The organism is Antricoccus suffuscus (assembly GCF_003003235.1).
Taxonomy (GTDB): Bacteria; Actinomycetota; Actinomycetes; order Mycobacteriales; family Antricoccaceae; genus Antricoccus; species Antricoccus suffuscus.
On record NZ_PVUE01000020.1, the window covers coordinates 17,714 to 39,634 of the forward strand.

The 21,921-nt window shown below is 66.1% G+C and carries 17 protein-coding genes; 6 read left to right on the forward strand and 11 right to left on the reverse strand.

The window, feature by feature from the left end; all coding sequences use genetic code 11:
- Positions 1 to 11 precede the first annotated feature (11 nt).
- From CLV47_RS18295 to CLV47_RS18320, 6 genes are all read right to left on the reverse strand, one after another.
- The gene (locus CLV47_RS18295; RefSeq protein WP_106350563.1) at positions 12 to 3,296 is read right to left on the reverse strand and encodes an ATP-dependent DNA helicase; all 3,285 of its coding nucleotides are present in this window, start codon (positions 3,294 to 3,296) and stop codon (positions 12 to 14) included.
- The gene (locus tag CLV47_RS18300) at positions 3,293 to 6,469 is read right to left on the reverse strand and encodes an ATP-dependent helicase (protein WP_146135436.1); all 3,177 of its coding nucleotides are present in this window, start codon (positions 6,467 to 6,469) and stop codon (positions 3,293 to 3,295) included. The genes CLV47_RS18295 and CLV47_RS18300 overlap by 4 nt, the downstream gene beginning before the upstream one ends.
- A 61-nt stretch (positions 6,470 to 6,530) precedes the next feature.
- Complete coding sequence (locus tag CLV47_RS18305) at positions 6,531 to 6,839, reverse strand: MGMT family protein (RefSeq protein WP_170111153.1); 309 nt, start codon at positions 6,837 to 6,839, stop codon at positions 6,531 to 6,533.
- A gap of 4 nt (positions 6,840 to 6,843) precedes the next feature.
- Positions 6,844 to 7,998: a ThiF family adenylyltransferase gene (locus tag CLV47_RS18310; RefSeq protein ID WP_106350566.1), complete on the reverse strand. Its 1,155-nt coding sequence runs from the start codon at positions 7,996 to 7,998 to the stop codon at positions 6,844 to 6,846.
- Between the two features lie 71 nt (positions 7,999 to 8,069).
- Positions 8,070 to 8,849, reverse strand: coding sequence for a DUF3152 domain-containing protein (locus CLV47_RS18315; protein ID WP_238145508.1), 780 nt, complete (start codon positions 8,847 to 8,849; stop codon positions 8,070 to 8,072).
- 149 nt (positions 8,850 to 8,998) lie between these two features.
- Positions 8,999 to 9,973 (reverse strand): alpha/beta fold hydrolase, encoded by a 975-nt coding sequence (locus CLV47_RS18320; protein ID WP_106350568.1) that lies wholly within the window; start codon positions 9,971 to 9,973, stop codon positions 8,999 to 9,001.
- Between the two features lie 124 nt (positions 9,974 to 10,097).
- On the opposite strand from CLV47_RS18320, the gene CLV47_RS18325 reads away from it, so the two are divergent.
- Both CLV47_RS18325 and CLV47_RS18330 read left to right on the forward strand, forming a co-directional pair.
- On the forward strand, positions 10,098 to 10,736 hold the full coding sequence (locus tag CLV47_RS18325) for a TetR/AcrR family transcriptional regulator (RefSeq protein ID WP_106350624.1): 639 nt from the start codon (positions 10,098 to 10,100) through the stop codon (positions 10,734 to 10,736).
- A 111-nt stretch (positions 10,737 to 10,847) separates the two neighbouring features.
- Positions 10,848 to 11,078, forward strand: coding sequence for a DUF3107 domain-containing protein (locus tag CLV47_RS18330; RefSeq protein WP_106350625.1), 231 nt, complete (start codon positions 10,848 to 10,850; stop codon positions 11,076 to 11,078).
- Between the two features lie 27 nt (positions 11,079 to 11,105).
- Here CLV47_RS18330 and CLV47_RS18335 read toward each other — a convergent pair whose 3' ends face one another.
- Positions 11,106 to 11,786 (reverse strand): ferritin-like fold-containing protein, encoded by a 681-nt coding sequence (locus CLV47_RS18335; RefSeq protein ID WP_106350569.1) that lies wholly within the window; start codon positions 11,784 to 11,786, stop codon positions 11,106 to 11,108.
- Positions 11,787 to 12,067: 281 nt separating this feature from the next.
- Here CLV47_RS18335 and CLV47_RS18340 point away from each other — a divergent pair, with 281 nt between their 5' ends.
- The gene (locus CLV47_RS18340; protein WP_238145509.1) at positions 12,068 to 13,843 is read left to right on the forward strand and encodes a DEAD/DEAH box helicase; all 1,776 of its coding nucleotides are present in this window, start codon (positions 12,068 to 12,070) and stop codon (positions 13,841 to 13,843) included.
- An 8-nt stretch (positions 13,844 to 13,851) separates the two neighbouring features.
- Positions 13,852 to 15,057, forward strand: a complete 1,206-nt coding sequence (locus tag CLV47_RS18345) for an outer membrane protein assembly factor BamB family protein (protein WP_146135437.1) — start codon at positions 13,852 to 13,854, stop codon at positions 15,055 to 15,057.
- Positions 15,058 to 15,350: 293 nt separating this feature from the next.
- Here CLV47_RS18345 and CLV47_RS18350 read toward each other — a convergent pair whose 3' ends face one another.
- Positions 15,351 to 16,163 carry a ParA family protein gene (locus CLV47_RS18350; protein ID WP_106350572.1) on the reverse strand — a complete coding sequence of 271 codons (813 nt, stop codon included), beginning with the start codon at positions 16,161 to 16,163 and terminating at the stop codon, positions 15,351 to 15,353.
- A gap of 111 nt (positions 16,164 to 16,274) precedes the next feature.
- Here CLV47_RS18350 and CLV47_RS18355 point away from each other — a divergent pair, with 111 nt between their 5' ends.
- Entirely contained in the window at positions 16,275 to 17,138 is an 864-nt protein-coding gene (locus CLV47_RS18355; RefSeq protein WP_170111154.1) for an alpha/beta fold hydrolase, read from the forward strand.
- A 4-nt stretch (positions 17,139 to 17,142) separates the two neighbouring features.
- Positions 17,143 to 18,669, forward strand: coding sequence for an MFS transporter (locus tag CLV47_RS18360; protein ID WP_106350574.1), 1,527 nt, complete (start codon positions 17,143 to 17,145; stop codon positions 18,667 to 18,669).
- On the opposite strand, the gene CLV47_RS18365 is transcribed toward CLV47_RS18360, so the two are convergent.
- From CLV47_RS18365 to CLV47_RS18375, 3 genes are read right to left on the reverse strand one after another with little or no spacing between them, the layout of a single operon-like run.
- Positions 18,650 to 19,813 carry a pyridoxal phosphate-dependent aminotransferase gene (locus CLV47_RS18365; protein WP_238145510.1) on the reverse strand — a complete coding sequence of 388 codons (1,164 nt, stop codon included), beginning with the start codon at positions 19,811 to 19,813 and terminating at the stop codon, positions 18,650 to 18,652. The two genes, CLV47_RS18360 and CLV47_RS18365, sit on opposite strands and share 20 nt — an antisense overlap.
- The gene (locus CLV47_RS18370) at positions 19,810 to 20,697 is read right to left on the reverse strand and encodes a RecB family exonuclease (RefSeq protein WP_202862687.1); all 888 of its coding nucleotides are present in this window, start codon (positions 20,695 to 20,697) and stop codon (positions 19,810 to 19,812) included. Before CLV47_RS18370 ends, CLV47_RS18365 begins: the two co-directional genes overlap by 4 nt.
- Before the next feature lies 1 nt (position 20,698).
- Positions 20,699 to 21,919: a hypothetical protein gene (locus CLV47_RS18375; RefSeq protein ID WP_146135438.1), complete on the reverse strand. Its 1,221-nt coding sequence runs from the start codon at positions 21,917 to 21,919 to the stop codon at positions 20,699 to 20,701.
- Positions 21,920 to 21,921: the final 2 nt, after the last annotated feature.

Genomic DNA, 21,921 nt, shown 5'->3' on the forward strand with positions numbered 1-21,921 from the left:
CGACCGACCCGCTAGCTAGCTGGATCGGCACTCAGCAGGTCGGCAAGTTCATCCTCGCGTAGCAGCGACTGAGGCCGATGGGTCGTGCCGTCGGCGACATAGTGGAATCCGGCGCTAACCCGTTCGACCGGTACGCCAGCCACCCGCGCCCACGCGATCCGATAGACCGCCAGCTGCACTTCGGCGTGCGCTAGCTGCTCGCCAACAGGCCGACGACCGGTTTTCCAGTCGATGACGTCGTAGTCGTAGCGACCGCCGGGCGGGCAGGCGAACACGGCATCGAGTCGTCCCCGGACCGGAGTGCCGCCGATGCTGATATCGAAAGGTACCTCGACTTCGTGCGGCTGCCGGTCTGCCCATTCGCTTCGCTCGAACGCGGCGATCAGGTCGTCGTACGACTCGTCGAGCATCACGTCTTCGTCGCCCGACCCGGGCAGGTCGTCGAGGTCGAGTAGTGCCCGCGAACCGAACCGTTGTTCCAGCCAAGCGTGGAATGCCGTGCCGCGGCTCGCAGACCGCTGTGGGCCGCGCGGCAGCGGCCTGCGGATGTCCAGCGCGAACTGCGTGGCGTCGGTGTGCAGCGCAACCATCTGTGAGGCCGACAACCGCTGCGGCATAGGGATTTCGATGTCGGTCGCGGTACGTCGAGCGCGCCGATCGGTGAGCAGCAGCTCAGTATCCCGGAGCATCTGATCTGCGCGCTCGTCCGGCGGGGCTCCTTCATCCGCACCTCCCTGACTCGGGCCGGGATGAACGCAGTCCGTTAGGGCGCGCACGTGGGCCGCGGCGGCTTCCAACCGGTCGAAATGGCCTAGGGGCCGTTGCGGCGGCCACTGCTCGGCGTGATCGTCTGCGTGCAAGGGGTTGCGGGCATCGGGTGCGGGTTCGTCAGCCCAGACCGGTGTTGTAGCGCCGATCGACGGGCCCAATTCCTTGGACTCGATCAGAAACTCTGACGGCGCCCGCGGCTTGAGCGCCTCGTCCCAAGTGCCGCCACTCAGATGCAGCTGGGACCGAGCCCTGGTGGCTGCGACGTAGAACAGCCGGCGCTCTTCCAGCGCACTCTTATCGGCGACCGCGTCCTTGTATCGGGCCCGCTCTTCCTTGAACTCCACCTCATCGACGCAGCCGGTGATATCGATTCCAGGCTGCGCGCGGACGTCACCACGCAACGCGTACGGCAACATCTTCGGTGCGGTGAGCCAGCCCTCGACAGGGTCCGGACTCGCCGGGAACTTCTTGGTGACCAAGCCAGGGACGAACACGACGTCCCATTCGAGGCCCTTGGCCGCGTGCACGGTGAGGATCTGCACCGCGTCGCTCCGGGTCTCCACGCCGGCGAGCGCCAGGCCACGGTCCTCCTCCTCTGCGGCATGCAAGTAGCGCACGAACGCACTCAGCGAGTTGGTGCCGGCGTCGGACGAGAAACCCGTCGCAACAGAGACGAAGGCGTCGAGCTGTGCACCTGGTTGCGCACCGCGGCGTCGATCCCGCACGGCAACCTCGACGTCGAGGTTGATAGTGCGCTCCACCAGCGTCACCAGGTCGCCAAGCGGCAGCGCGAGCGAACCGCGCAGCATGCGCAGTTCGCCGGCCAGTCGCGTCAGCCGCTGGTGGCCGTCGGTTGAGAACCAGTCGGTCGGGGCGTCGCCGATCGAGTCGAGCGCCTCCACGATGCTCCGCTCATCGACGTCGTCGGACTCGACGGGCGTGTCTGTGGCACCCTCTCGCGCCGAGTCCGCACGGCGGCCGGATAGCCTGCCGGCAAGTTTGGCCAGCCGGTCCAGATCGCGAGAACCGAGCCGGACGCGCGGTCCGGTGAGGATCCGCAACAGGTCCGCGGATGCGTCCGGCTGATCGAGGACGCGGAGAACCGCGACAATGTCAGCGACCTCGGGCACCGAGATCAGACCGGATAGGCCGACGACCTCGTACGGTACTTCCCTAGCCTGTAGCGCTTTGATCATCGGAGTGAACTGTGAACGCGCGCGGCACAGCACCGCCACCGACGAACTTGTGCCGGCCGCTTCATCTGCGGTCCGCAGCTGCTCGGCACGTGCGGCGACCGCGTCAGCCTCGGCGTAAACGTCGTCGTAGAACGCCACGCTGACGGCGCCGTCGGCGGTCCCGGAAGGCGCCGTCAACTGCGCGACCTCGGCGCCACGCTCCCGAAGCGGCGCCGAGACCCCATTGGCCAGGCCGAGGATGGACTCCTGGTTGCGGAAGCTCATCGACAGCTGATGGGTCGTGACGGCCTCGCCGACGCCGAAGACGTGCCCGAACGACGCGAGGGTGTCGTCGCTGGCTCCGCGAAACGCGTAGATGGCCTGACACGGATCTCCGACGGCCGTGATCGGGTGGCCGGCGTACAGCCGCGACAAGAAGCGGGCCTGCGCGTGGGAGGTGTCCTGGTACTCGTCGAGCAACACCGCGTCGTACCTGCCGCGTTCGACGTCGCCTATATCGGGAAACTTCTCGACCAGCTCACAGCCCACCTTCATCACGTCGCCGAAGCTCATCACCTCGCGCTCTGCCTTGGCCCTGGCGAACTCCTTCAACAGCGGGATGAGCAGTTGCCGGCTTCGAAGGGCCCGGGCGACTTTGAGCGTTTCGTCGGTAAGTTTGCCCGTACTCTTGCCGAGCTTCTTTGGCAGTGACTCGAGGTGGGTAGCGTTTTGTTCGCAGTAGTCGTCGAGGTCCTCGAGCGAGCGGACGTGGCTGAGCAGCTCATCACCTAGCTGTTGCATCCATCCCACGACCGTGCGCAACGTGACGTCGAGCGCCTCCAGCCCTGCGTCCGATGCGCTGACGACCTGGTAGGCCAGCAACCACAGGGTGCCGGCATCAGCAAGTCCGGTGCTGGGTTCGACCCCAAGACGGAGGCCGTGTTCGGTCACCAACCGGCGCGCGTACGCGTCGTACGTCAGCACCGTGGGCTCGGTCTGCAGCCACGCCTCGTCGGGCTCGATACGTCCCGCGGTGGACATCGCCAGCGTGCGCAGTCGGTCGCGGATTCGGGACGACAGCTCGCTTGCGGCCTTGCGGGTGAACGTCAGGCCGAGGACCTTTCCTGGCTCGACGAACCCGTTAGCTACCAGCCAGACCACCCGCGCGGCCATCGTCTCGGTCTTGCCGGACCCAGCGCCGGCGACGATTGCGCCCGGCCGCATCGGCGCCTCGATCACCTCGATCTGCTCGTCGGTCGGCGAGTGCTGACCAAGAATCTGCGCCAACGTCACAGCGGAGTAGGTCGCGGACCGGCTGCCCGCGGCCGTGCCCTGAGCAGTCGCGGTCACGACTCCACCTCCGAGCCCTCGTCAAACAGCGGACAGCACCGTTTGGCGCTGCAAGTGCGGCAGGTGGCATCGATCCGGGCCACGAACGACGCACCGCCCATGCCTGCGGCGGAGGTATCAATCAGGTCTCGCACCCAGCCCGGGTCCGCTGCAGAGTCAAGTGGCTTCTGCTTCAGCTCGGCGACTCCCGTCTTCTTGGGCCTGGGAAAGACCAGCATGGCGCCCGCGGACCGCGGCGCGTCACCGGTGACCTCGGCCAGCCCTCCGGACTCGATCGCAAACTGATAGATCCCCAGCTGCGGGTTGGCGTCGATCTCCTTGGCGGTCGGTTTTGTCGTGCCGGTCTTGAGATCGATGACCACGTAGTCGCCGTCTTCGGTGCGCTCGATGCGGTCCGCCGCCCCGCGAACCTTCGCCGCTCCCACGGCATGTTCGAACATGATCTCGTTGGCCACCCACGTGGTGCCCTCGCGTTGCACGAGCCAAGCGGCGAGCTTGTCGAGCATCTCGCCAACGGCGGCGCGCTCCTTACGCGACTCCCACTTCGAGTCGAAGGAAATGCCGTCCCAGCCGTGCTCGACAATCTCCCCCATAGCAGCGGCAATCTGCGAAGCAGACCGCCCATCGAGGTCCTCTATGGCCGCAAACGCCTCATGCACGAGTGTGCCGACCTCGCTGCGGCTGGACGACGTGCCACCGGCGACGCCTTCGAGAAACCATCTCAGCTCGCACTTGACGAACGACTCGACCTTGGACGGCGAGACCGGCACCAGTTGGCCCTCGTCGACCACCGGCCGGATATCGGTGAGCTTCTTGAGTCCGTACCAAGAGTCCGGATGCGCGCTGGTGACACCGTCGGCGGCAAGTCGGGCCAGGCACTGCGCGGCCGTATTGCGCTGCTCCGCGGTGCTCGACGGATCGAGCAGACACAGCCGCAGATCGGCGACGAGGTCTGGCATAGACAGTCCGCGCGTTAACTGGTGAGTCGCCTTTTGCGGTTCTACGTGGGCGATCTCGGCAAAGTCGGTGACGAACCGGGATGGTCGGGCGTCGATGGTCTCGTGCGCGCTAATAATCAGCCGGCGGCGCGCGCGGCTGATCGCGACGTAGAACAGGCGACGTTCTTCGGCGAGCATCTGCGCCACCCGATCGACACTGCCCGCGGCGCGGCCGGCCGCAAGGTCGACCAGCAACTCGGATCCAAGCAATGAGCCACGTGGCACGAGATTTGGCCAGCGTTCGGCCTGCACATTTGCCACCACGACGACATCCCACTGCAAGCCCTTGGCGTTGTTAGCGGTCACGACCCGCACCGCCCCGCCGCGTGCGGCCGTCTTGCTCAGCCGGTCCGCCGGAAGGTCTTGCGCGCAGAGATAGTCGACGAACTGGAGGAATCCCACCGCCCGCATGCGTTCGGTGTACGCCGCAGCGACGTCAAACATCACGATGATCGCGTCGAGACGGGCATCGGCCTCGGCCCCTGTGGTGCCACCGGCCAGTGCCGCGTCCCGCCACCGACGCTCCACATCACGGTCCTGCCAGGCGAGGTAGAGCAGCTCTTCGGGAGTGGCGCCGTCGTCCGCGGCCTGACGAATCTTGGTCACTAGCGCACCAAGCTGCGCGAGCGAATCGATCTGCGCAGCATCCTCCAGCACCGGTGACTGAGGATCCCGGATCGCGCCACACAGGATGCCCGACGACGACCGCCCACCGCCACGCTGCAGCTCCGCACGGCGCAACGTCTTACGCATCCGGCGTACCGACAACGCGTCCTCACCGAAGTACGGCGAGCAGAGCACGCCTTCGATGGTTTGCACGTCGACGGCATCGTCGTCGAGCGCGAGCCGAACGATACCGAGAATCCCTTGCACGGCTGGGTTGTCCACCACCGGCACCTCATCGCCGGTGACGGTTAGCGGAACTTCGGCCGCAGAGAATGCGCGGCGGAGTGCCGGTAACGACGCCGCGGTCGACCGAACGATGACGGCCATATCCTGCCAGCGCACGCCATCTTCCAGGTGCAACCGTTGGAGTCGCTGAGCGATCGCGGCGGCCTCGCGGGCATCAGACTGTGCAATGACAATCTCGATCGGCGGCGCCTCGGTCTGGTCCAGATCGCCTACGGCCTCGGCAATCCCGACGAACCGCCGGTGCGAGCCCACACCGCTCAGCCGCTCCGACCATCGACGCACGGGCGCGATCAGCGTCTCGTCGGCACGGTAGCTGTGCGGCAGTACGACTGTGTTGCTGAGCAGGTCGTGAGGTGGCTGCACGAGTAGATAGGGGTCTGCGCCTCGGAATCCAAACACGGACTGGTCCGGGTCCCCAACCAGGACGACGGACTTGGCGTGCGCACCGACCCGATCGAGCAGGTCGGCCTTTGCCGGATCGAGCTCCTGCGCCTCGTCGACGTATATGTGCCGCAACCGGGCGCGTTCGTCGGCCAGCGCTTCGGGGGACTTGTCGAACAGGTCGAGCACCGCTCGCACGAGCTCGGCGGGGTCGTAGGCGTCGGCGAGCCGAAGTCCGGTCACCGCGCTGTATTCGGGAATGAACGCCGCAATCGCGGCCCAGTCGGACCGGCCGAACTCCTGAGCCCAGGCACGTAACTGGTCCGCGCTGATCTCGCGTTCGGTGCAACGCATGAGCACATCACGCAGCTCACGAGCGAACCCGCGCGTGGTCATCGCGGCTCTCAGATAAGGCGGCCAGGTTGTCGCACCTTCCCCCTCCAGAGCTCCGGCTAGCAGCTCACGGATGATCAGGTCCTGTTCGGGACCGGTGATCAGCCGCGGTCGTCCCCAGTCGGGCTCGTTGCGCGCGGCACGGTCCAGCACACCCCAGGCGAACGACTCGAAACTGCGCACCGGCGGCGACTGAAGCGCGACTTGCGACCGCCCGGAGATCTCATCGCGCAGCTGCCCGGCGGCGCGCCTGCCGAACGTGAGCGCCAGCACGGAGTCGGCGGGCGCGCCATCGTTGAGCCGGCGCGCCGCGGCCTCGGCCACCACGGTGGTCTTGCCGGTGCCAGGACCTCCGACCACCCGCAACACGCCATGTGCGTGTTCGATGACCTCACGCTGCGCATCGTCGTAGCTTCGCGGCTGGCTCGACTGATCGACCGGCGCGACTAGTCGCACGGGTGGTCGACGGCTGCGCAATGATCCGCTCACGGACGTCCCTCCTGTTGTGATGCGCCCTATTCTGCTTGGTTGGTCTGACAAACGCCGGTGCTTAGGACGGGAGGTCGAACCAGTACTCCTTCGGCACTCGGCCGTTGCGCAGCGGTACACCTTCGGAGGACAGCATCTCGGCTTGCCGCCAGGCAACTTCGACGGCCAACGACCGGTCAGACTTGACGCACCGATACCAGGCGACCGACGCGCCGTAGTCGCGCATCACTTTGGCGACCTGACGCGGACCGCCGCGGCCGAGGCTCCTGCCGACGTACTGCGCGACCCGTCCGTATGAGGTGATCCGGCCCGGCGGTACGAGGTCGAGTGCCGCCAGTACGGCGTCGGCGTACTCGTCGATCTCTTCCACGCGGTCAGTATTTCTGGCCGGCGGGCTCGATGTCGTCCACCCACGCCAGCACGCCGCCGGCAAGGTCGTCCACGTGGGTGAATCCGTGCTCCCGCAGGTAATCGGCGACTTTCGCGGACCGGCCACCACTCTTGCAGTAGACGACAATCGGATCGTCCTTAGCGGCCGGGACGGTCCGCGTGCCGTCCAACAGCGCCGTATGCGGAATCAGGGTCGAGCCGGGTATCTGCACGATCTGCGCCTCGAACGGCTCGCGTACGTCGAGCAGCAGCAATCCGGTCTCGTCGTGCAACAGCTCGTGCAGCTGAGTAGGCGTGATCGCATCATTCTGGGCGGTCGCCGGTACGCCGCAGTACTCGTCGTAGTCGCGCAATGATGTGATCGCCTCTGCCGCTGAGTTTTTCCCGAACTCAAGAGTCCGGAACGCCATGGTCATAGCGTCGAAAGTGAGCACTCGGCCGAGCAGCACATCACCCACGCCGGTGATCAGCTTGAGAGCCTCGACGGCCATCAACGAGCCCATCGTGCCGCAGATCGCCCCGAGTACGCCGGCCTCCGAACACGACGGGACGCTACCCGGCGGGGGTGGCGTGGGAAACAGGTCACGATAGTTGCGGCCACCGCCTGGAGCCGCGTCCCAGAAGACGCTGAGCTGCCCGCGGAAACCGAGGATTGACCCCCACACATAAGGTTTCCCGGCAAGGACGCACGCGTCGTTGACCAGATAGCGGGTGGCAAAGTTGTCGGTGCCATCGAGCACAAGGTCGTAGTCGGCGAAGATCTGCTGTGCATTGGTGTGGTCCATTCGCACCTCGTGCAGGCGCACCCGCGCGTCCGGGTTGATCTCCAGGATGCTGTCGCGGGCCGACTGGGCTTTGGACCGCCCAACGTCGGCGACGCCGTGGATCACCTGGCGCTGCAGGTTTGTCGCGTCGACGTCGTCGTACTCAACGATCCCGATCGTGCCCACCCCGGCCGCAGCGAAGTAGAGCAGTGCCGGCGCACCGAGACCACCCGCGCCGATGCACAGCACACGCGCGTTGGCGATCCGACGTTGGCCATCCGGTCCGATCTCGCTCAGGCTGAGATGCCGGCTGTAGCGCAGCGACTGCTCGGCAGTCAGTTCCGCTCCGACGTCAACAATCGGGCCTATCGACATGTGCCCTCCTCGATCCCCGGTCATGATCCCAAAATCCATGATCCCATCGACAGGGCGGCTACCGGCCGCGGCTAGTTGGGGTTGGCCGGGTTATCGGTTGGCCCATGCGGGTACGGCCAGGGGTTGACGACGCAACCATCCATCTTGAGCGTCTGCTGCAGCATTACCGGCGCGAGCGCGCCGGGCCCGGGACACCCTTCGTGACCGTGCCCGAGATAGTGCCCGACCTCGTGGTTGATTACGTACTGGCGGTATTCGTCGAGGTGACCGTCATAGAACGGTACGCCGACCGACCATCGCGCAAGATTGATCACCGCACGGTCACCGAATCGGCAAGAGGTGTAGCCCTCCGTCCCATAACCAGGACACAGCGACTCGACGTGATTCGGGCTGATCAACGCGACCCGGAAGTCGAACGGCGCACTGCCGTCGACCCGCTGGAACCTCATCTGGCCGCCCGCTCCCCAGCTGCGCGGATCGGCAAAGGTGTCTTCGACGTACGACGCGAACTCGGCCGGGTCGAGGTTGGTACCACCCTCATACTCGATGACAAACGTTTTTACCGGGCCGCCCGTACCAAGCACCGCGGAGCTTCCGGGAAGGATGTTCAGCGCGCCGTTGCCGGCCGGGGTGAATGTGCCTGTCGGGCTGGGCGCCGACGGATCTATCTGTTCACCCTCTGCGGTCGAGGCGCCCGCTGACCCGCTCGACGTCTGCGCGGCCGTCTTCGTCGCCGAGCCGAGGTGAGTAGCGCCGGATGACCACTCGCGCCGCACGACGGTGAGCAACGCGGCAAGCGTCAGTATCGCGAGCACGGGTACGGCGTACGCCCGCCATCCGTAGGCGCGCACGAACCTGGCGATTCGAGAGGGTCGTGCGGGTGGGCTATCCGCGTGCGGACCACCTTTGCGCCGGTCGTTTGACTGGAGATCGTCCGACACGTCATCGCTGGGCGGGTGTGAACCGTGGTGCATGGTGGACGGCTGCCTCCGAAGCGCGCTCAACGGGCGATCATCATCTCCAGCATTGCACGCGCAGCCTCTTCGGGCATCTCAAGTTGAGCCGTGTGTCCCACCCCGGAAAGCATCAGCAAGCGGCCGTCTTGCACCGTGCGTGCGCACCGCTCCGCGAGGCGAGCCGGCACCAGTTTGTCGCGGTCGCCCCACACCACAAGGGTGGGCGCGGTGATCTGTGCGGCCAACCTCCACGGAGTACGTCCGGCCCGACGTACGACGGTCGCGGCGATCGCCCGCAGGCTCTCCGTGAAAGCGTGCATCGACCAGGGATAACGCTGCCGCAGCGCGACCTCGCTGGCTATCTGGTCCACGCGGAAACCGGGCGCGCGGTCAGGGTCCTCGAAACACAGCTGCGTCGACATCCAGGCACGGTCATGCGGGTCGCCCAGCGCCAGCTGGCGCTGCAGTATGGAGCCGAGACCAGGGATGGCCAACAGCAGCATGCGCGGGTCGGCACCGCTTTCGTAGCGGTAGGTCGGCATCGCCGGAGACACGAGTGTGAGGGTGCGCACAAGGTCGGGGCGGCGGGCGGCGACGTACACGCTGATGAGTCCGCCCATCGAGTTGCCCACCAAATGCACCGGTCCGTCACCGGTGGCCTCGATCGAGGCGATCACGTACGCCGCCTGGGTGTCGATCGAGTAGTCCCCGCCGGGCGCCGGATCGGACACGCCGTAACCGGGCAGATCGATCGATGTGCCGCGCATGAAACCGCTCATCGCGGTCGCGACCTCCGTGAAGTTGGTCGACGAACCCCCGAGCCCGTGCACAAAAAACGCTCGGCCAAGGTCATCAGGGCCGGGGGTCTCGCGGAAGTTCAGCCGAATGGTGCGCGGGCCTTTGGCGGTCGGTGCGGTGATATCGCGATAGGCGCCAGGCCACGGCGCGCGACGGCTCATGGGGTCGACAATCTCGCCGTCGTACGACGACGCGCGGGCGATTGGTACAGAAACGGACATCCGACCAGGATACGTCCCAACGCGCGACGGTGAGCCTCACAACCGATACGGTCTACGCGTAAATTCATCACGTTGCGTGTAACCATCACGTTGAGTCGAGAAGATCGAAAGCAGGGGTGTTGTGGTGCCGGGAGACGATAACGGCGATGCGCAGGTCGCCGTTCCAGCACCGCATTCGGGCGGCCGGCTCCCCCGGTCGGCCCGGCGCGCGCAGCTACTCGGCGCGGCCCAGCAGGTGTTCGTCGTGGCCGGCTACCACCAAGCGGCCATGGACGACATCGCCGACGCCGCCGGAGTCAGCAAGCCGGTCCTCTATCAGCACTTCTCGAGCAAGCTCGACCTCTACCTCGCACTACTCGATACACATGTCGCCGACCTGATCGCCCGCATCGAGGACGCGATGTCGATCACCACCAACAACAAACAACGGGTGTACGCCGCGGTCTCGTCGTACTTCGACTTCGTCGGCTCAGAGGGCGAGGCGTACCGATTGGTGTTCGAGTCCGACCTGCGCAACGACCCCCAGGTCAGTGCCCGTGTCGAACGCGCCCAGACCGGTTGCATCGAGGCCATCGCTCAGGCCGTCGCCTCGGATACCCATCTTGACTCGACCCGTTCGCATTTCCTGTCAGTCGCTCTGACCGGCGCGTCCGAGGCCAGCGCACGCCGATGGCTCAACGGAGCTGAGAGCCTCTCCCGCGAAGATGCCATCGAGCTAGTGTCAGTTCTGCTGTGGCGCGGAATATCGGCATTTCCCAAGTAGCTGCCCGCACCGTTCGCTCAGAGCGTCACGGTTCGGGCCCGTTTGCGCGCCGTACCGGCCAAAAGTTCGACTAGCCTGGAAACCGCTTATCTACCTAAGGAGTTTGTCTTCGTGGACGTCAAAGTCGGAGTGCTGCACACCCCTCGCGAGATCATCATCGATTCCGCTGAATCGACCGAGGACGTCGAGAAGCAGGTCGCCGAAGCCCTTAAGTCCGACGGCAAGGTGCTCTCGCTGACGGACCGGCGTGGACGCCGGGTCCTCATCCCGTCGGACCGCATCGCGTACGTCGAGATCGCCGAAGCGGACAACCGCCGAGTCGGCTTCGCCACCGCCGAGTAGCGCCCTCTCCCGGCCGAGCCAAAACGGCTAGGTGGAGAGGCCGAGGGCGCGCATCCGTTCGCCGTGCGCATTGCTGATTCGCTTCAGCAGCGCGCCGATCGACTGAAGGTCACCGGCGCCGTCGATCACCATGTCGGCGATGTTGTCCCGTTCCGCGATCACCTGCTGCGCCTGGGTCAGCGCCTCCCCGACCAGGCGGCGAGCCCAGAGCGCTAGCCGGCCGGCGAGTTGCGGGTCGGCATCGATCGCGCTTCGCACTTCGCGTACGGCGAAATCGGCGTGGCCGGTGTCTTCCAACACGCTGAGGACCAGTTCGCGGGTGCTCGCGTCGACGAAGGTCGCGATCTCGCCGTAGAAGTCGGCCGCAAACCCGTCGCCCACGAAGGCCTTGACGAGCCCTTCGTACCAGTTGCTCGGTCGGGTCGAATTGTGAAACCCGTCTATCGCATCGGTGAACGGGCTCATCGCATCTTCAGGCGCGACACCCATGCTGCGCAGCCGGCGTTCGAGCGCGACGTAATGCCCGACTTCGGCGGCGGCCATCGCCGCCAGTTTGGCCCGTCCGTCCAGGGTGGGTGCAAACCGTGAGTCCTCGGCAAGCCGGTCAAAAGCGCGCAGTTCGGCGTACATGAGTACGCCGAGAAGGTCGATGACCGCATCCCGATGTGCGGTCACACCGTCTTCGTCAACCGGTACCTCGGGTGTCATCTACGTCCCTTCTGGACCAATAAGAGCAACTGCCACGGTACGATAGCGACGAAGGAAATATGCGTGGGCCCGTCGTTTTTCAAGGGCTCGCGGTCGATGCCGCGATATGGTGGCATCAAGGAAATGTGCGCGGACCTCTTGACCGCCTTGACTCGGCACCTCGTTCGATCGGCCCCTCATGGGCGACGACGCCGAGTACAAGGCGATTCCTTTCAGCGAAGCACCGACCGGTGCCGGTGTGTCCGTGCAAAACGGACGACACCAAACTGAAAAGGACACCGTTGACTACCCCATCCGAAACCACCCAAAACAGCACAACCCAAACCGACACCACGCAAAGCGAAGCCCCGCACACCGACACGATTGATACGCCGACCGCCGTTGATGCTCCGGCCGTGGCACTGGACCACTCCGACTCCGGAGCACCCGAGATCGAGGCCGACGAGTTGGCCGCGCGCGCCCCGGTCACCGACCAAAATCCCACGTTCGCCGAGCTCGGCGTCCGCGAAGAGACGGTCCGCGCGCTCGAGAAGGTCGGCATCATCCGCACCTTCGCGATCCAGGAGCTCACGCTCAAACTGGCCATGGACGGCAACGACCTCATCGGCCAGGCTCGCACCGGCACCGGCAAGACGCTCGGTTTCGGCGTACCGATGCTCCAGCAGCTCAAGTCCAAGGACGAGGGCGCCGACGGTACCCCGCAGGCTCTGGTCATTGTGCCGACCCGCGAGCTTTGTGTGCAGGTCAGCCGTGATATCGCGACTGCCGGCTCCGAGCGCAACATTCGGGTCCAGGCGATCTACGGCGGGCGCGCCTACGAGCCGCAGGTCGAGGCGCTGCGCAACGGCGTCGACATCGTCGTCGGCACCCCCGGACGGCTGATCGACCTTGCCGAACAGCAGAAGCTGGTCTTGGGCAAGATCTCGATCCTCGTCCTCGACGAGGCCGACGAGATGCTCGACTTGGGCTTCCTGCCAGACATCGAGAAAATCCTTCGGATTCTACCGGAGAAGCGTCAGACGATGCTTTTCTCCGCGACCATGCCCGGCCCGATCGTGACGCTCGCGCGCACGATGATGACGCAACCGACGCACATCCGGGCCGAGAGCCACGATGACCTGCAGACGGCGCCGAGCGTCAAGCAGCACGTCTACCGCGCGCACGCGATGGACAAGACCGAGTTGTTGTCGCGCGTCCTGCAAGTCCCCGACCGGGGCCTGACCCTGATCTTCACGCGCACCAAGCGGACCGCGCAAAATGTCGCGGACAACCTCGCCGACCGCGGGTTCGCCGCGGCCGCCGTACACGGCGACCTTGGACAGGGCGCCCGCGAACAAGCGTTGAGGGCGTTCCGATCGGGCAAGGTCGACGTCCTCGTGGCCACCGATGTTGCGGCCCGTGGACTTGACATCAGTGGCGTATCGCACGTCGTCAACTATCAGGCACCCGAAGATGAGAAGACCTACGTCCACCGCATCGGCCGCACCGGCCGCGCCGGCGCGGAAGGCATCGCCGTCACCCTGGTCGACTGGGACGACATGCCACGCTGGGCCCTGATCGACAAGGCCCTGGGGCTCAACATCCCTGAGCCGGTCGAAACCTACTCCACCTCGCCGCACCTCTACGAAGAGCTCGGCATCCCCACTTCTGCGACCGGTCGGTTGCCGCGAAGCCGGCGCACCCGCGAGGGCCTGGACTCGGAGAAGATCGAAGATCTCGGCGGTCGCGCCCCGCGCACGTCCCACGATCGTGGACACGGTCGTGGTCGCGCTGGGTCCTCCCGCGACGGACATGCGAAGAACGACCATTCGAAAGACGAGCAGCGTCCGTCGAAGCCCCGCAGCGGCGCGCCCCGCCGTCGTACGCGCGGAGCCAAGAGCTCGGGCAACGGCGCGACAGCCGGCACGGCCGGTAACGGCGGCGCCGGCAACTCCGCGCAGACCAGCGACGGTCAGACCACCAAGACCGACAGCACTGGTCGCCGGCGTCGTACCCGTCGCCGGTCTGCCTCCGGTGGGAGCTCGTCCGGCAGTAACTCGTCCGGGGCCACGGTCTAGCAGCAGTCGTGGCCCGGCCAGCCCGTCCACCGCGCCCGTGGCCGTTTCGGCTGGCGGTGTGGATCGTCGTTCTTGGCCTAGCAGTGGCCGGCATGGTCGCGGTCATCAGCCGTGGTAGCGCCTCGCACGCCACGCATACTTTCAGGTCGACTGCCCTGAGCACTCCGCGCGGTACGCCGGCGGCAACCCTGCACCAGATCGCGACCTACGACGGCAAAGCCACCCTGATTGGTGGCGCTATTGTCATCGAGACCAGCCGAGGGGCCGAGGGCCGCGACGCGGTCACCGGTGAGCGGATCTGGTCCTACGAGCGCACCGATTTGCCGGTCTGCGCCCGTGGCTATAACCAGTCCCGGGTGTTCCTCGGCTATGGCTCGGGCAACCAGTGCGACGAAGCGATCGCACTCGAGGCCGGCAGCGGCAAACGCGCGTGGCAACGCACCATCGAATCCGACGGCGCGAACAGCATCGCCTTCGGCTCCAACTCGATCATTTCGGTCGGCGCGCAGAAGATCATCGCGTATGACCAACTGGACGGGTTCGAACGTTTCACGCTAGAGCCCAACGATAGTGTCGCGGACACGAGTAGCGGCACGAGCTCTACGCCCGCAACATCCTCGAGCGAGTGCGTATTCGCCGCGGCAAGCGCCGGACCGATCGTCAACGTCCTTCAAAAGTGCCGCGCCAGCAAAGGCAATCCATGGATCTACGCCGTCCGCGCAGAGGACTCTAACGACGGCAAGGCTCGTCAGGTTGGCAATACCGTGCTCGGCCTCACCGATCCGACCCTCATCGCGTCGTTCCTCAACGGCGCGGCGCTGGTCTCGGACGGCACGTCGCTATACATCGTCGGTGGCGGTCGGGGTGAGCTCGCGCAGGTTTCCGGCGTCCCGATGACCGACACCACCTCGGTGAGCGTCCTCTCGGACGGCGGCTTCGATCTGATCAGCACAGGCACCACAGTGTCCCGAGTCGCACCGACAACCTCGACGCCGGCCTGGCAGGTTCCAACCAGCAGCTATCCGTCACTGAGCAACGGTCAGCTTGCGACCATCTCCGATGGCATGCTTCGCATTTATATGGTGCAAAACGGTGCGCTGAAGAGCCAGTCGACGTACGCCGAACCGCCGGCTCTCGGACCCGGTTCGGCCGTTAAGGTCGTCGGTGACCTGGTGGCGGTCGGCGACGGCACACACACGACGATCTATCGCTGAACGACGCGTGGGTATGCACTCAGGCTCGAATCGATGCCCGCATCCACGAACGACGACGGCACGCCGGGCAACGCATCCAGCTCGGGTAGGCGCGCAACGGCAAATGAAGGCTCGGCAGTGCCGCACGAAAGGCGACCGCGAGCGTGACACGAGTACGCTGCCGGCACCGCGAGCACGCCAGCGTCACCGCACCGAGCGGTGGCGGCGCGTGGACTTCAGAAAACAAGGCCAAGCGGGCGCCCGACCGCGGCGACGGCTCCTCCGCGGTCCGAAGCCGACTGAAACCGGCGGCATCATTTCCCAACGCGCTCATCCCCCTTCGCAGCTATACCTGAACTTTCCATAATTTCGCGGGCATGAATCCGATAAGCCTCGGCGCCTTTGGCACGCCGCGCCGTGCGCATGATGGACCTACCGGCCGCCGGCGCTTCGGCAAATCGGATCGACCGCGCGATCGGTGGGTCGAGCACCGGCAGCTTGTAGCGCATTGCGACATCATCGAGGACATCCCGCGCATGCGTCGTACGTGCATCGAACATCGTCGGCAGAATTCCGCGCACCTTGAGCTTGCGGTTGGTCATCTTGCGTACGTCGGCGATAGTGTCCAGCAACTGGCCGACGCCGCGATGCGACAACGTCTCGCACTGCAGCGGAATCAGCACCTCGGTCGCCGCAGTGAGACCGTTGATGGTCAGGACGCCGAGTGAAGGTGGACAGTCGAGTAGGACCACGTCGTACGGTTCGCCGTCGTCGGCGACCGCCTCTTGCAGGTCATCGAGGGCGTTGCGCAGCGCGTATTCGCGGCCCGTGCGGGTCAACAACATCGCCTCCGCCCCGGCGAGGTCAATCGTCGCGGGCAGCAGGTCCGGACCGTCTTCCGTCTTCTGCAACACCATGCTCGGCGATACCTGCCCAAGAAGCACATCGTGCACCGAAAGCTCAAGCGAGTCGGGATCCAAACCCAGAGAAAACGTCATACATGCCTGGGGATCCAGGTCGACCAGCAGAACTCGATACCCGAGTTCGGACATCGCCGTACCCAACGACGTCACGGTCGTGGTCTTGGCGACGCCGCCCTTCTGATTGGCGACCGCAATGCACATCATCTGCCCATTGTCCCTTGCCCTCGGAGGCCCGGCAATGTCCGGCGGACCGTGCACGCGTGAAGTTGCTAACCAGTACCCACGATGTTCACGTTCGCGGTGCAAGATGAAGTGATGACCGAATCAGCCGACCTTCGCCAGCTCACGCCCAATTCCGCCGTACGACGGGATATCGTCACAGGCCGCGGGACGTTTGCGACCCTTGTCGCCGAGCCGGAAGGATCCGCGCGCGCTACCGCGCTTCTCGTCCCGGGATATACCGGCAGCAAGGAAGACTTCGCACCCATTTACGACCCGCTGGCCGCAGCCGGGCTGCGGGTGGTCGGGCTAGACCAACGTGGCCAATACCAGTCCGCCGGAGGCGACGACCCCGCGCTCTACAGCGTCGAGTCGCTCGGCGCCGACATCGCGGCGGTCGCTGACACTCTCGGCACCCCAGTGCATCTACTCGGCCACAGTTTCGGCGGTTTAACGACGCGCGCGGCCGTCATCGGCAAGCCGAGCGCGTTTGCAAGTCTGACTCTGCACGCGACCGGACCATCGAAGCTCGACGGGCAACGTCGCACGGTCGTCGAATTGGCCGCACCGATGCTGCCGCACCGACCCCTCTCCGAGATCTACGACCTCGGCCAACAGCTCAATGCGCAAGACCCTTCGTTTGTGGCACCGCAGGAACCGCTCAAGAGCTTCTTCCGCGACCGGTTCGTCACCGGATCTGCGGCAAGCTTGCTCGGCATGGGTGAGTCGATGCTGACCGAGCCCGACCGGGTCGCCGAGCTCAAGGCAACTGGCGTGCCGGTCCTCGTCATGTACTCCCTGCAGGACAATGCGTGGGCACCGGATCTGCAGGCAGACATGGCCGTCCGGCTGGGTGCGCGTGAGGTCGTCGTGCCCGGCGCGATGCACTCTCCGGCCGTGGAGAACCCGGCCGTGACGGCGGCGACGCTCATCGGCTTCTGGGACGATGTGACCGACTAAGGACATGTCCGCTCAGTCCTCGCCTTCGTCACTGACCGCCGTTGCACTGGCATCGGCGCGAGGCCGATGGCTGATCGCCGCCACCGTCCTCGGATCGGGCATTGCATTTCTCGATGGCACGGTAGTTAACGTCGCACTGCCCACCATCGGCCGCGAGGTCGGCGGCGGGCTGACGATCCAGCAATGGGTGCTGGACGGTTATCTGCTCACTCTCGGGGCGCTACTGCTGCTCGGCGGCGCCGCTGGCGACCGGTACGGACGCAAGCGGGTCTTCCTGATCGGTCTGGTCGCATTTACCGCCGCGTCGCTGGCCTGCGGGCTTGCACCCAGTGGCGGCACCCTGATTCTTGCCCGGCTCATCCAGGGCGTCGGCGCGGCCGCCCTCGTCCCGGGGAGCCTTGCTCTCATCCATGCCGGCATCAGGTCCGAGGACCGTGGCCGGGCGATCGGACTATGGGCGGGCATGTCCGGCGTCGCGTCGGCGCTCGGACCGTTCATCGGCGGATGGCTCGTCGACGCCGGGTCCTGGCGCTGGGTCTTTTTCATCAATGTGCCCGTCGCGATCATCGCGGTCGTCGTCACCCTGCGACACGTCACCGAGAGCCGAGACCAGGAGGCAACCGATCGGCCCGACCTCAGCGGTGCGGCCGCGGTGACCATCGGCCTCGCCGGCGCGACCTATGCGTTGATCGAAGGACCGCGCCAAGGCTGGGGTGCGCTGACCATCGGTGCCGCAGTCGTCGGCGTCGCGTCCCTGGCGATGTTTCCGATAATCGAACGCCGGCAACGGCAACCGCTGCTCCCCTTGCGGATCTTCCGCTCGGTGCAATTCAGCGGTGCCAACCTCACCACCTTCGCCGTGTACGCCGCGATGGGCGCGGCCATGTTTCTACTTGCCCTGCAGCTGCAGCAGACCCTTGGTTACTCGGCGCTGGCGGCGGGGTCCGCCACGCTCCCGATGACGCTGGTGATGATGCTCGCCGCGCCGCGGATCGGCGCGCTGCTCGATCGCACGGGGCCGCGGTTGCTGATGACGATCGGACCACTAGTTTCCGCTGCGGGGCTGGTGTTGATGGCGCGGATCACCCCGGGTGCCGGCTATGTCGCAGATGTGTTGCCGGCGGTCGTTGTGTTTGGCGCGGGCATGTCGATCACCGTGACGCCACTGACCGCGACGGTGCTGGCCGCGGTCAGTGAAAACCATGTGGGCGCCGCATCCGGCGTCAACAACGCCATCTCCCGTATTGCCTCGTTGTTGGCCGTGGCCGTGCTACCGGCCGTCGCGGGGATCAGCGGCGCCGCCGGCGAACCGCTCGGCACGGGCTTTTCCCGGGCAATGTTCATCGCCGCCGCGCTCTGCGCGTGCGGTGGGCTTGTCGCACTCGCGACGGTCCGGTCCGGCCGGCCACACACCCAGGTGCGCACGCACGTCGCGCCGGGTATCAACCAGCCGTGCCAGGAGCCAGACACACGCGTCGGCGTACCACCGTCCACGGGCCAGGTCGGTCCGCTCAGCGGCGCAGCGTCATGAGCCGGTCAATAGCCTCATCGAGCACCGCATCCTTCTTGCAGAAGGCGAACCGCACCAACGAGCGTCCTTCGTCTTTGTCGTCATAGAAGACGACCGACGGTACGGCGACCACGCCGCAGCGGCTCGGCAGGTCCCGGCAGAACGCGATCCCGTCGTCGTAGCCGAGGCCGCGAACGTCGGTGGTGACGAAGTAGGTCCCCGCCGGAGTGAAGACATCGAACCCAGCGGCAGCCAGCCCTACGCACAACCGGTCCCGTTTGCTCTTGAGATCTATCGAAAGTCCCTCATAGAAGGAATCCGGCAATGCCAGTGCCGTGGCAATCGCCGGCTGAAACGGCGCGCCACTGACGTAGGTGAGAAACTGCTTCGCCGCTCGCACCGCCGCGACCAGCGGCGGACTTGCGCAGACCCACCCGATCTTCCAGCCGGTCACCGAAAACGTCTTGCCGCACGATGAGATCGTGACCGTCCGCTCGCGCATTCCGTCAATCGTCGCGAGCGGGATGTGCGGCGTGCCAAAGGTCATGTGCTCGTAGACCTCGTCGGTCACCACGATGAGGTCACGCTCGATCGCCAGCCGCGCGATCTGCTGCAGTTGCGGCAACGACAGCACGGCACCGGTCGGGTTGTGCGGGGTGTTAATGAGCAGCAGCCGGGTCTTAGGTGTGATCGCGGCGGCTAGTTCGTCGAGGTCAAGGGTGAAGTCCGGCGCGCGCAGTGTCACCGGCACCCGGACCGCACCGGCCATCGCGATGGTGGCGGCGTACGAGTCGTAGTACGGCTCCAGCGCGACCACTTCGTCTCCGGGTTCGAGCAGCGCGAGCATGCTCGCGGCGATTGCCTCGGTCGCACCGGCGGTGACCAGCACCTCGGTGTCCGGGTCGTAGGTCAGCCCGTAGAAACGGTGCTGATGAGAAGCGATAGCCGTGCGCAGCTCCGGAATCCCGGGGCCGGGCGGATACTGGTTGATCCCGGCGTCGATCGCATCTTTCGCCGCCTGCAGAATGTCGGCCGGCCCGTCCGTGTCTGGAAACCCCTGGCCGAGGTTGATGGCTCCGGTCTGTACGGCGAGCGCGGACATCTCGGCGAAGATCGTCGAGGTGAACTCGTTCAGCCGCCGGTTTAAGTAGGGCCGTTCGCTCACCGCGGGTCTCCTTCGGGTACGGCGAACCATGGGTCTCGAGCCGGCGCGGCGGCCTTTCCTTCGGGGCAGCTGGCCCTGAAGTCGCAGTGACCGCAGGCAGGCCCGGGTCGCGCTGGATACGCCTCGTCGGCCGGTACGCCGGCGGCCAGCCGCTGCTTGGCGGTGTCTATATCGTCTGCGGTGTAAGCGACCCGTCGCAGCTGCCGATGCAGGGTCTCGTCGGTGTATTCGGCCGCCGCGATTACGCCACTGGGGATGTGGTGGAGCTCGACGCGGCGGCACGGCGTGCGGAAGGTACGCCGGGCGGCCACCGCATAGAGCGCAAGCTGCATCGATGACCGCGCGTCGTCCTCAGTCGGTACGGCGCGGCCGGTCTTGTAGTCGATCACCACGAGTTCCGGGCCATCCGGGCCGCTGATCTCGTCGACCCGGTCGACTCGCCCGCTGATGGACAGGTCGCCGTACGGCGCGCCGACCGTCCGCTCGATCCCGCGCGGCTGGTCGGTGAGGTCCATCGTCTCGACGTACGACGAGAGCCAACCGCTCACGACCTCAAGCGAGCGTTGGCGCTGCGTCTGGTCGCGAAAACCCACGGTCGGCCACAGGCCCCGCAGCTCCTTGAGCGCCGCATCGGGACCGCGGACCGCGACCGGCAGATCCCACAGCGCCTTGAGCGCATTGTGTACGGCGCTGCCGATCCCGGTGTGCGCCCATGGCGCTCCACGTGGTGGCGGCGGACGGTCGATATAGGTGAAGCGAAACTTGCGCGGGCAGCTGTCGAACGAGTCGACCTTGGCCGGTGTCACCGCCCGCAACGGCTTCGGCATTTGGTCGAGGCCCAGCTGCTCGGTCATATTTCGTCGCGCCATATTCGGTTCGGCCATGCTAGGACCGGTCGCCGATGTCCCGGCCGCGGGCCGTCGGGCCGCCGTTATCACCGCTGTCCCACTCGTCGGCCTCGTCAACGGACTCGGCGTCGTACTCGACCTCGTTGCCGCCAAACAAGCCGCCACCGAGCATCGAGGCAATGGGTACGTTGTCCCAAAACGGAGCTGCGTACCAGCCCGCCGGGGCGCTCGGACCGCCGCGGTAGTAGTGCGGCGCACCGGGGGTGTACCGCGGGTGGCCGACGTAAGTCTCGTCACGGACCTGTATCTGACGAGCCTGATCGAGCCGCTCGCCTTGTGGCCGTTCCGGCCGCGGGATGTCCTCGCCAAGGTCGAGGCCGAGGGACTTCCGAGCCGCCCGTGCCGCGGTCAGCCCTTCGAGGCACGCCGCCCGAGCCGCGTCAAACTCGCCGTCCGTATCGGCCGCGGACAAGGTGGCGCCGGCCCAGTCGTATCGCTCGGACGCGTCGGCCAAGGCCTGGGCCGCGAAGGCATCACCCGCGGGGTCCAGACGCCGCACGTCGGCACCTAGCCGATCGTAAAGCGCCGTGACCTCGGTACGACGCCCACGTAACGACGCGTCCTTCTGCTTCTTCTTGCGCACGACATAGTAGGCAATCGCGGCCAGGCCCAGTACTCCGATGCCGATCATCCACGGCAACACTGAGCCTGGACCGCTTGATCCGCCGCCCGCACCGCAGTCTCCCGAGTCCTGGCTTGGCGCACTGGCGACATCATCGGCGAATGCACTCAGCCAGGTGGTGAGCTTTCCGGCGGCGATATCGGCAGCGTGTTTCGCGCGCGTGCTCTCGAGTAGCTTGTCCGCGTCACCCTCGCACAGGGCGGTCGAGGTGGCCGTCGCGTCGGTGCCCGATATGACGGCAATGGTCATGCTGGGATTGAACGTCGTGGTGATTTGCTTAGCGACGTCTTCGGGGGTCTGGTTTGGCGCCACGACCGCGACAAAAAGAGGCGTCTTACCAATCTTCGACTTCAGCGCCGCGGCATCCACGGTTTGGCCGGCGTCGGGCGACACATAGACATGACTGCCGGATTCGAACGCCTGGGCGGCCGCGTCCGCATCACCCGAAGGCTCAGCTCCAGCGGGCGTCAACGAACCGGTGAAGACCGCGAAGAAACCCACCACGACTGCAATGAGGACTCGGGCGGCCAGCGCGGAGCGCGCACCGGAAGACACGCGAATTGGCAATCTAGTCACGC

Bases quoted from the DNA above. Each gene is read 5' to 3' on its own strand.
- CLV47_RS18355 (WP_170111154.1), top strand. From the start codon at position 16,275: ATGACCGAATCAGCCGACCTTCGCCAGCTCACGCCCAATTCCGCCGTA.
- CLV47_RS18350 (WP_106350572.1), bottom strand. From the start codon at position 16,163: ATGATGTGCATTGCGGTCGCCAATCAGAAGGGCGGCGTCGCCAAGACC.
- CLV47_RS18370 (WP_202862687.1), bottom strand. From the start codon at position 20,697: ATGGCCGAACCGAATATGGCGCGACGAAATATGACCGAGCAGCTGGGC.
- CLV47_RS18360 (WP_106350574.1), top strand. From the start codon at position 17,143: ATGTCCGCTCAGTCCTCGCCTTCGTCACTGACCGCCGTTGCACTGGCA.
- CLV47_RS18310 (WP_106350566.1), bottom strand. From the start codon at position 7,998: ATGTCGATAGGCCCGATTGTTGACGTCGGAGCGGAACTGACTGCCGAG.
- CLV47_RS18320 (WP_106350568.1), bottom strand. From the start codon at position 9,973: ATGTCCGTTTCTGTACCAATCGCCCGCGCGTCGTCGTACGACGGCGAG.
- CLV47_RS18335 (WP_106350569.1), bottom strand. From the start codon at position 11,786: ATGACACCCGAGGTACCGGTTGACGAAGACGGTGTGACCGCACATCGG.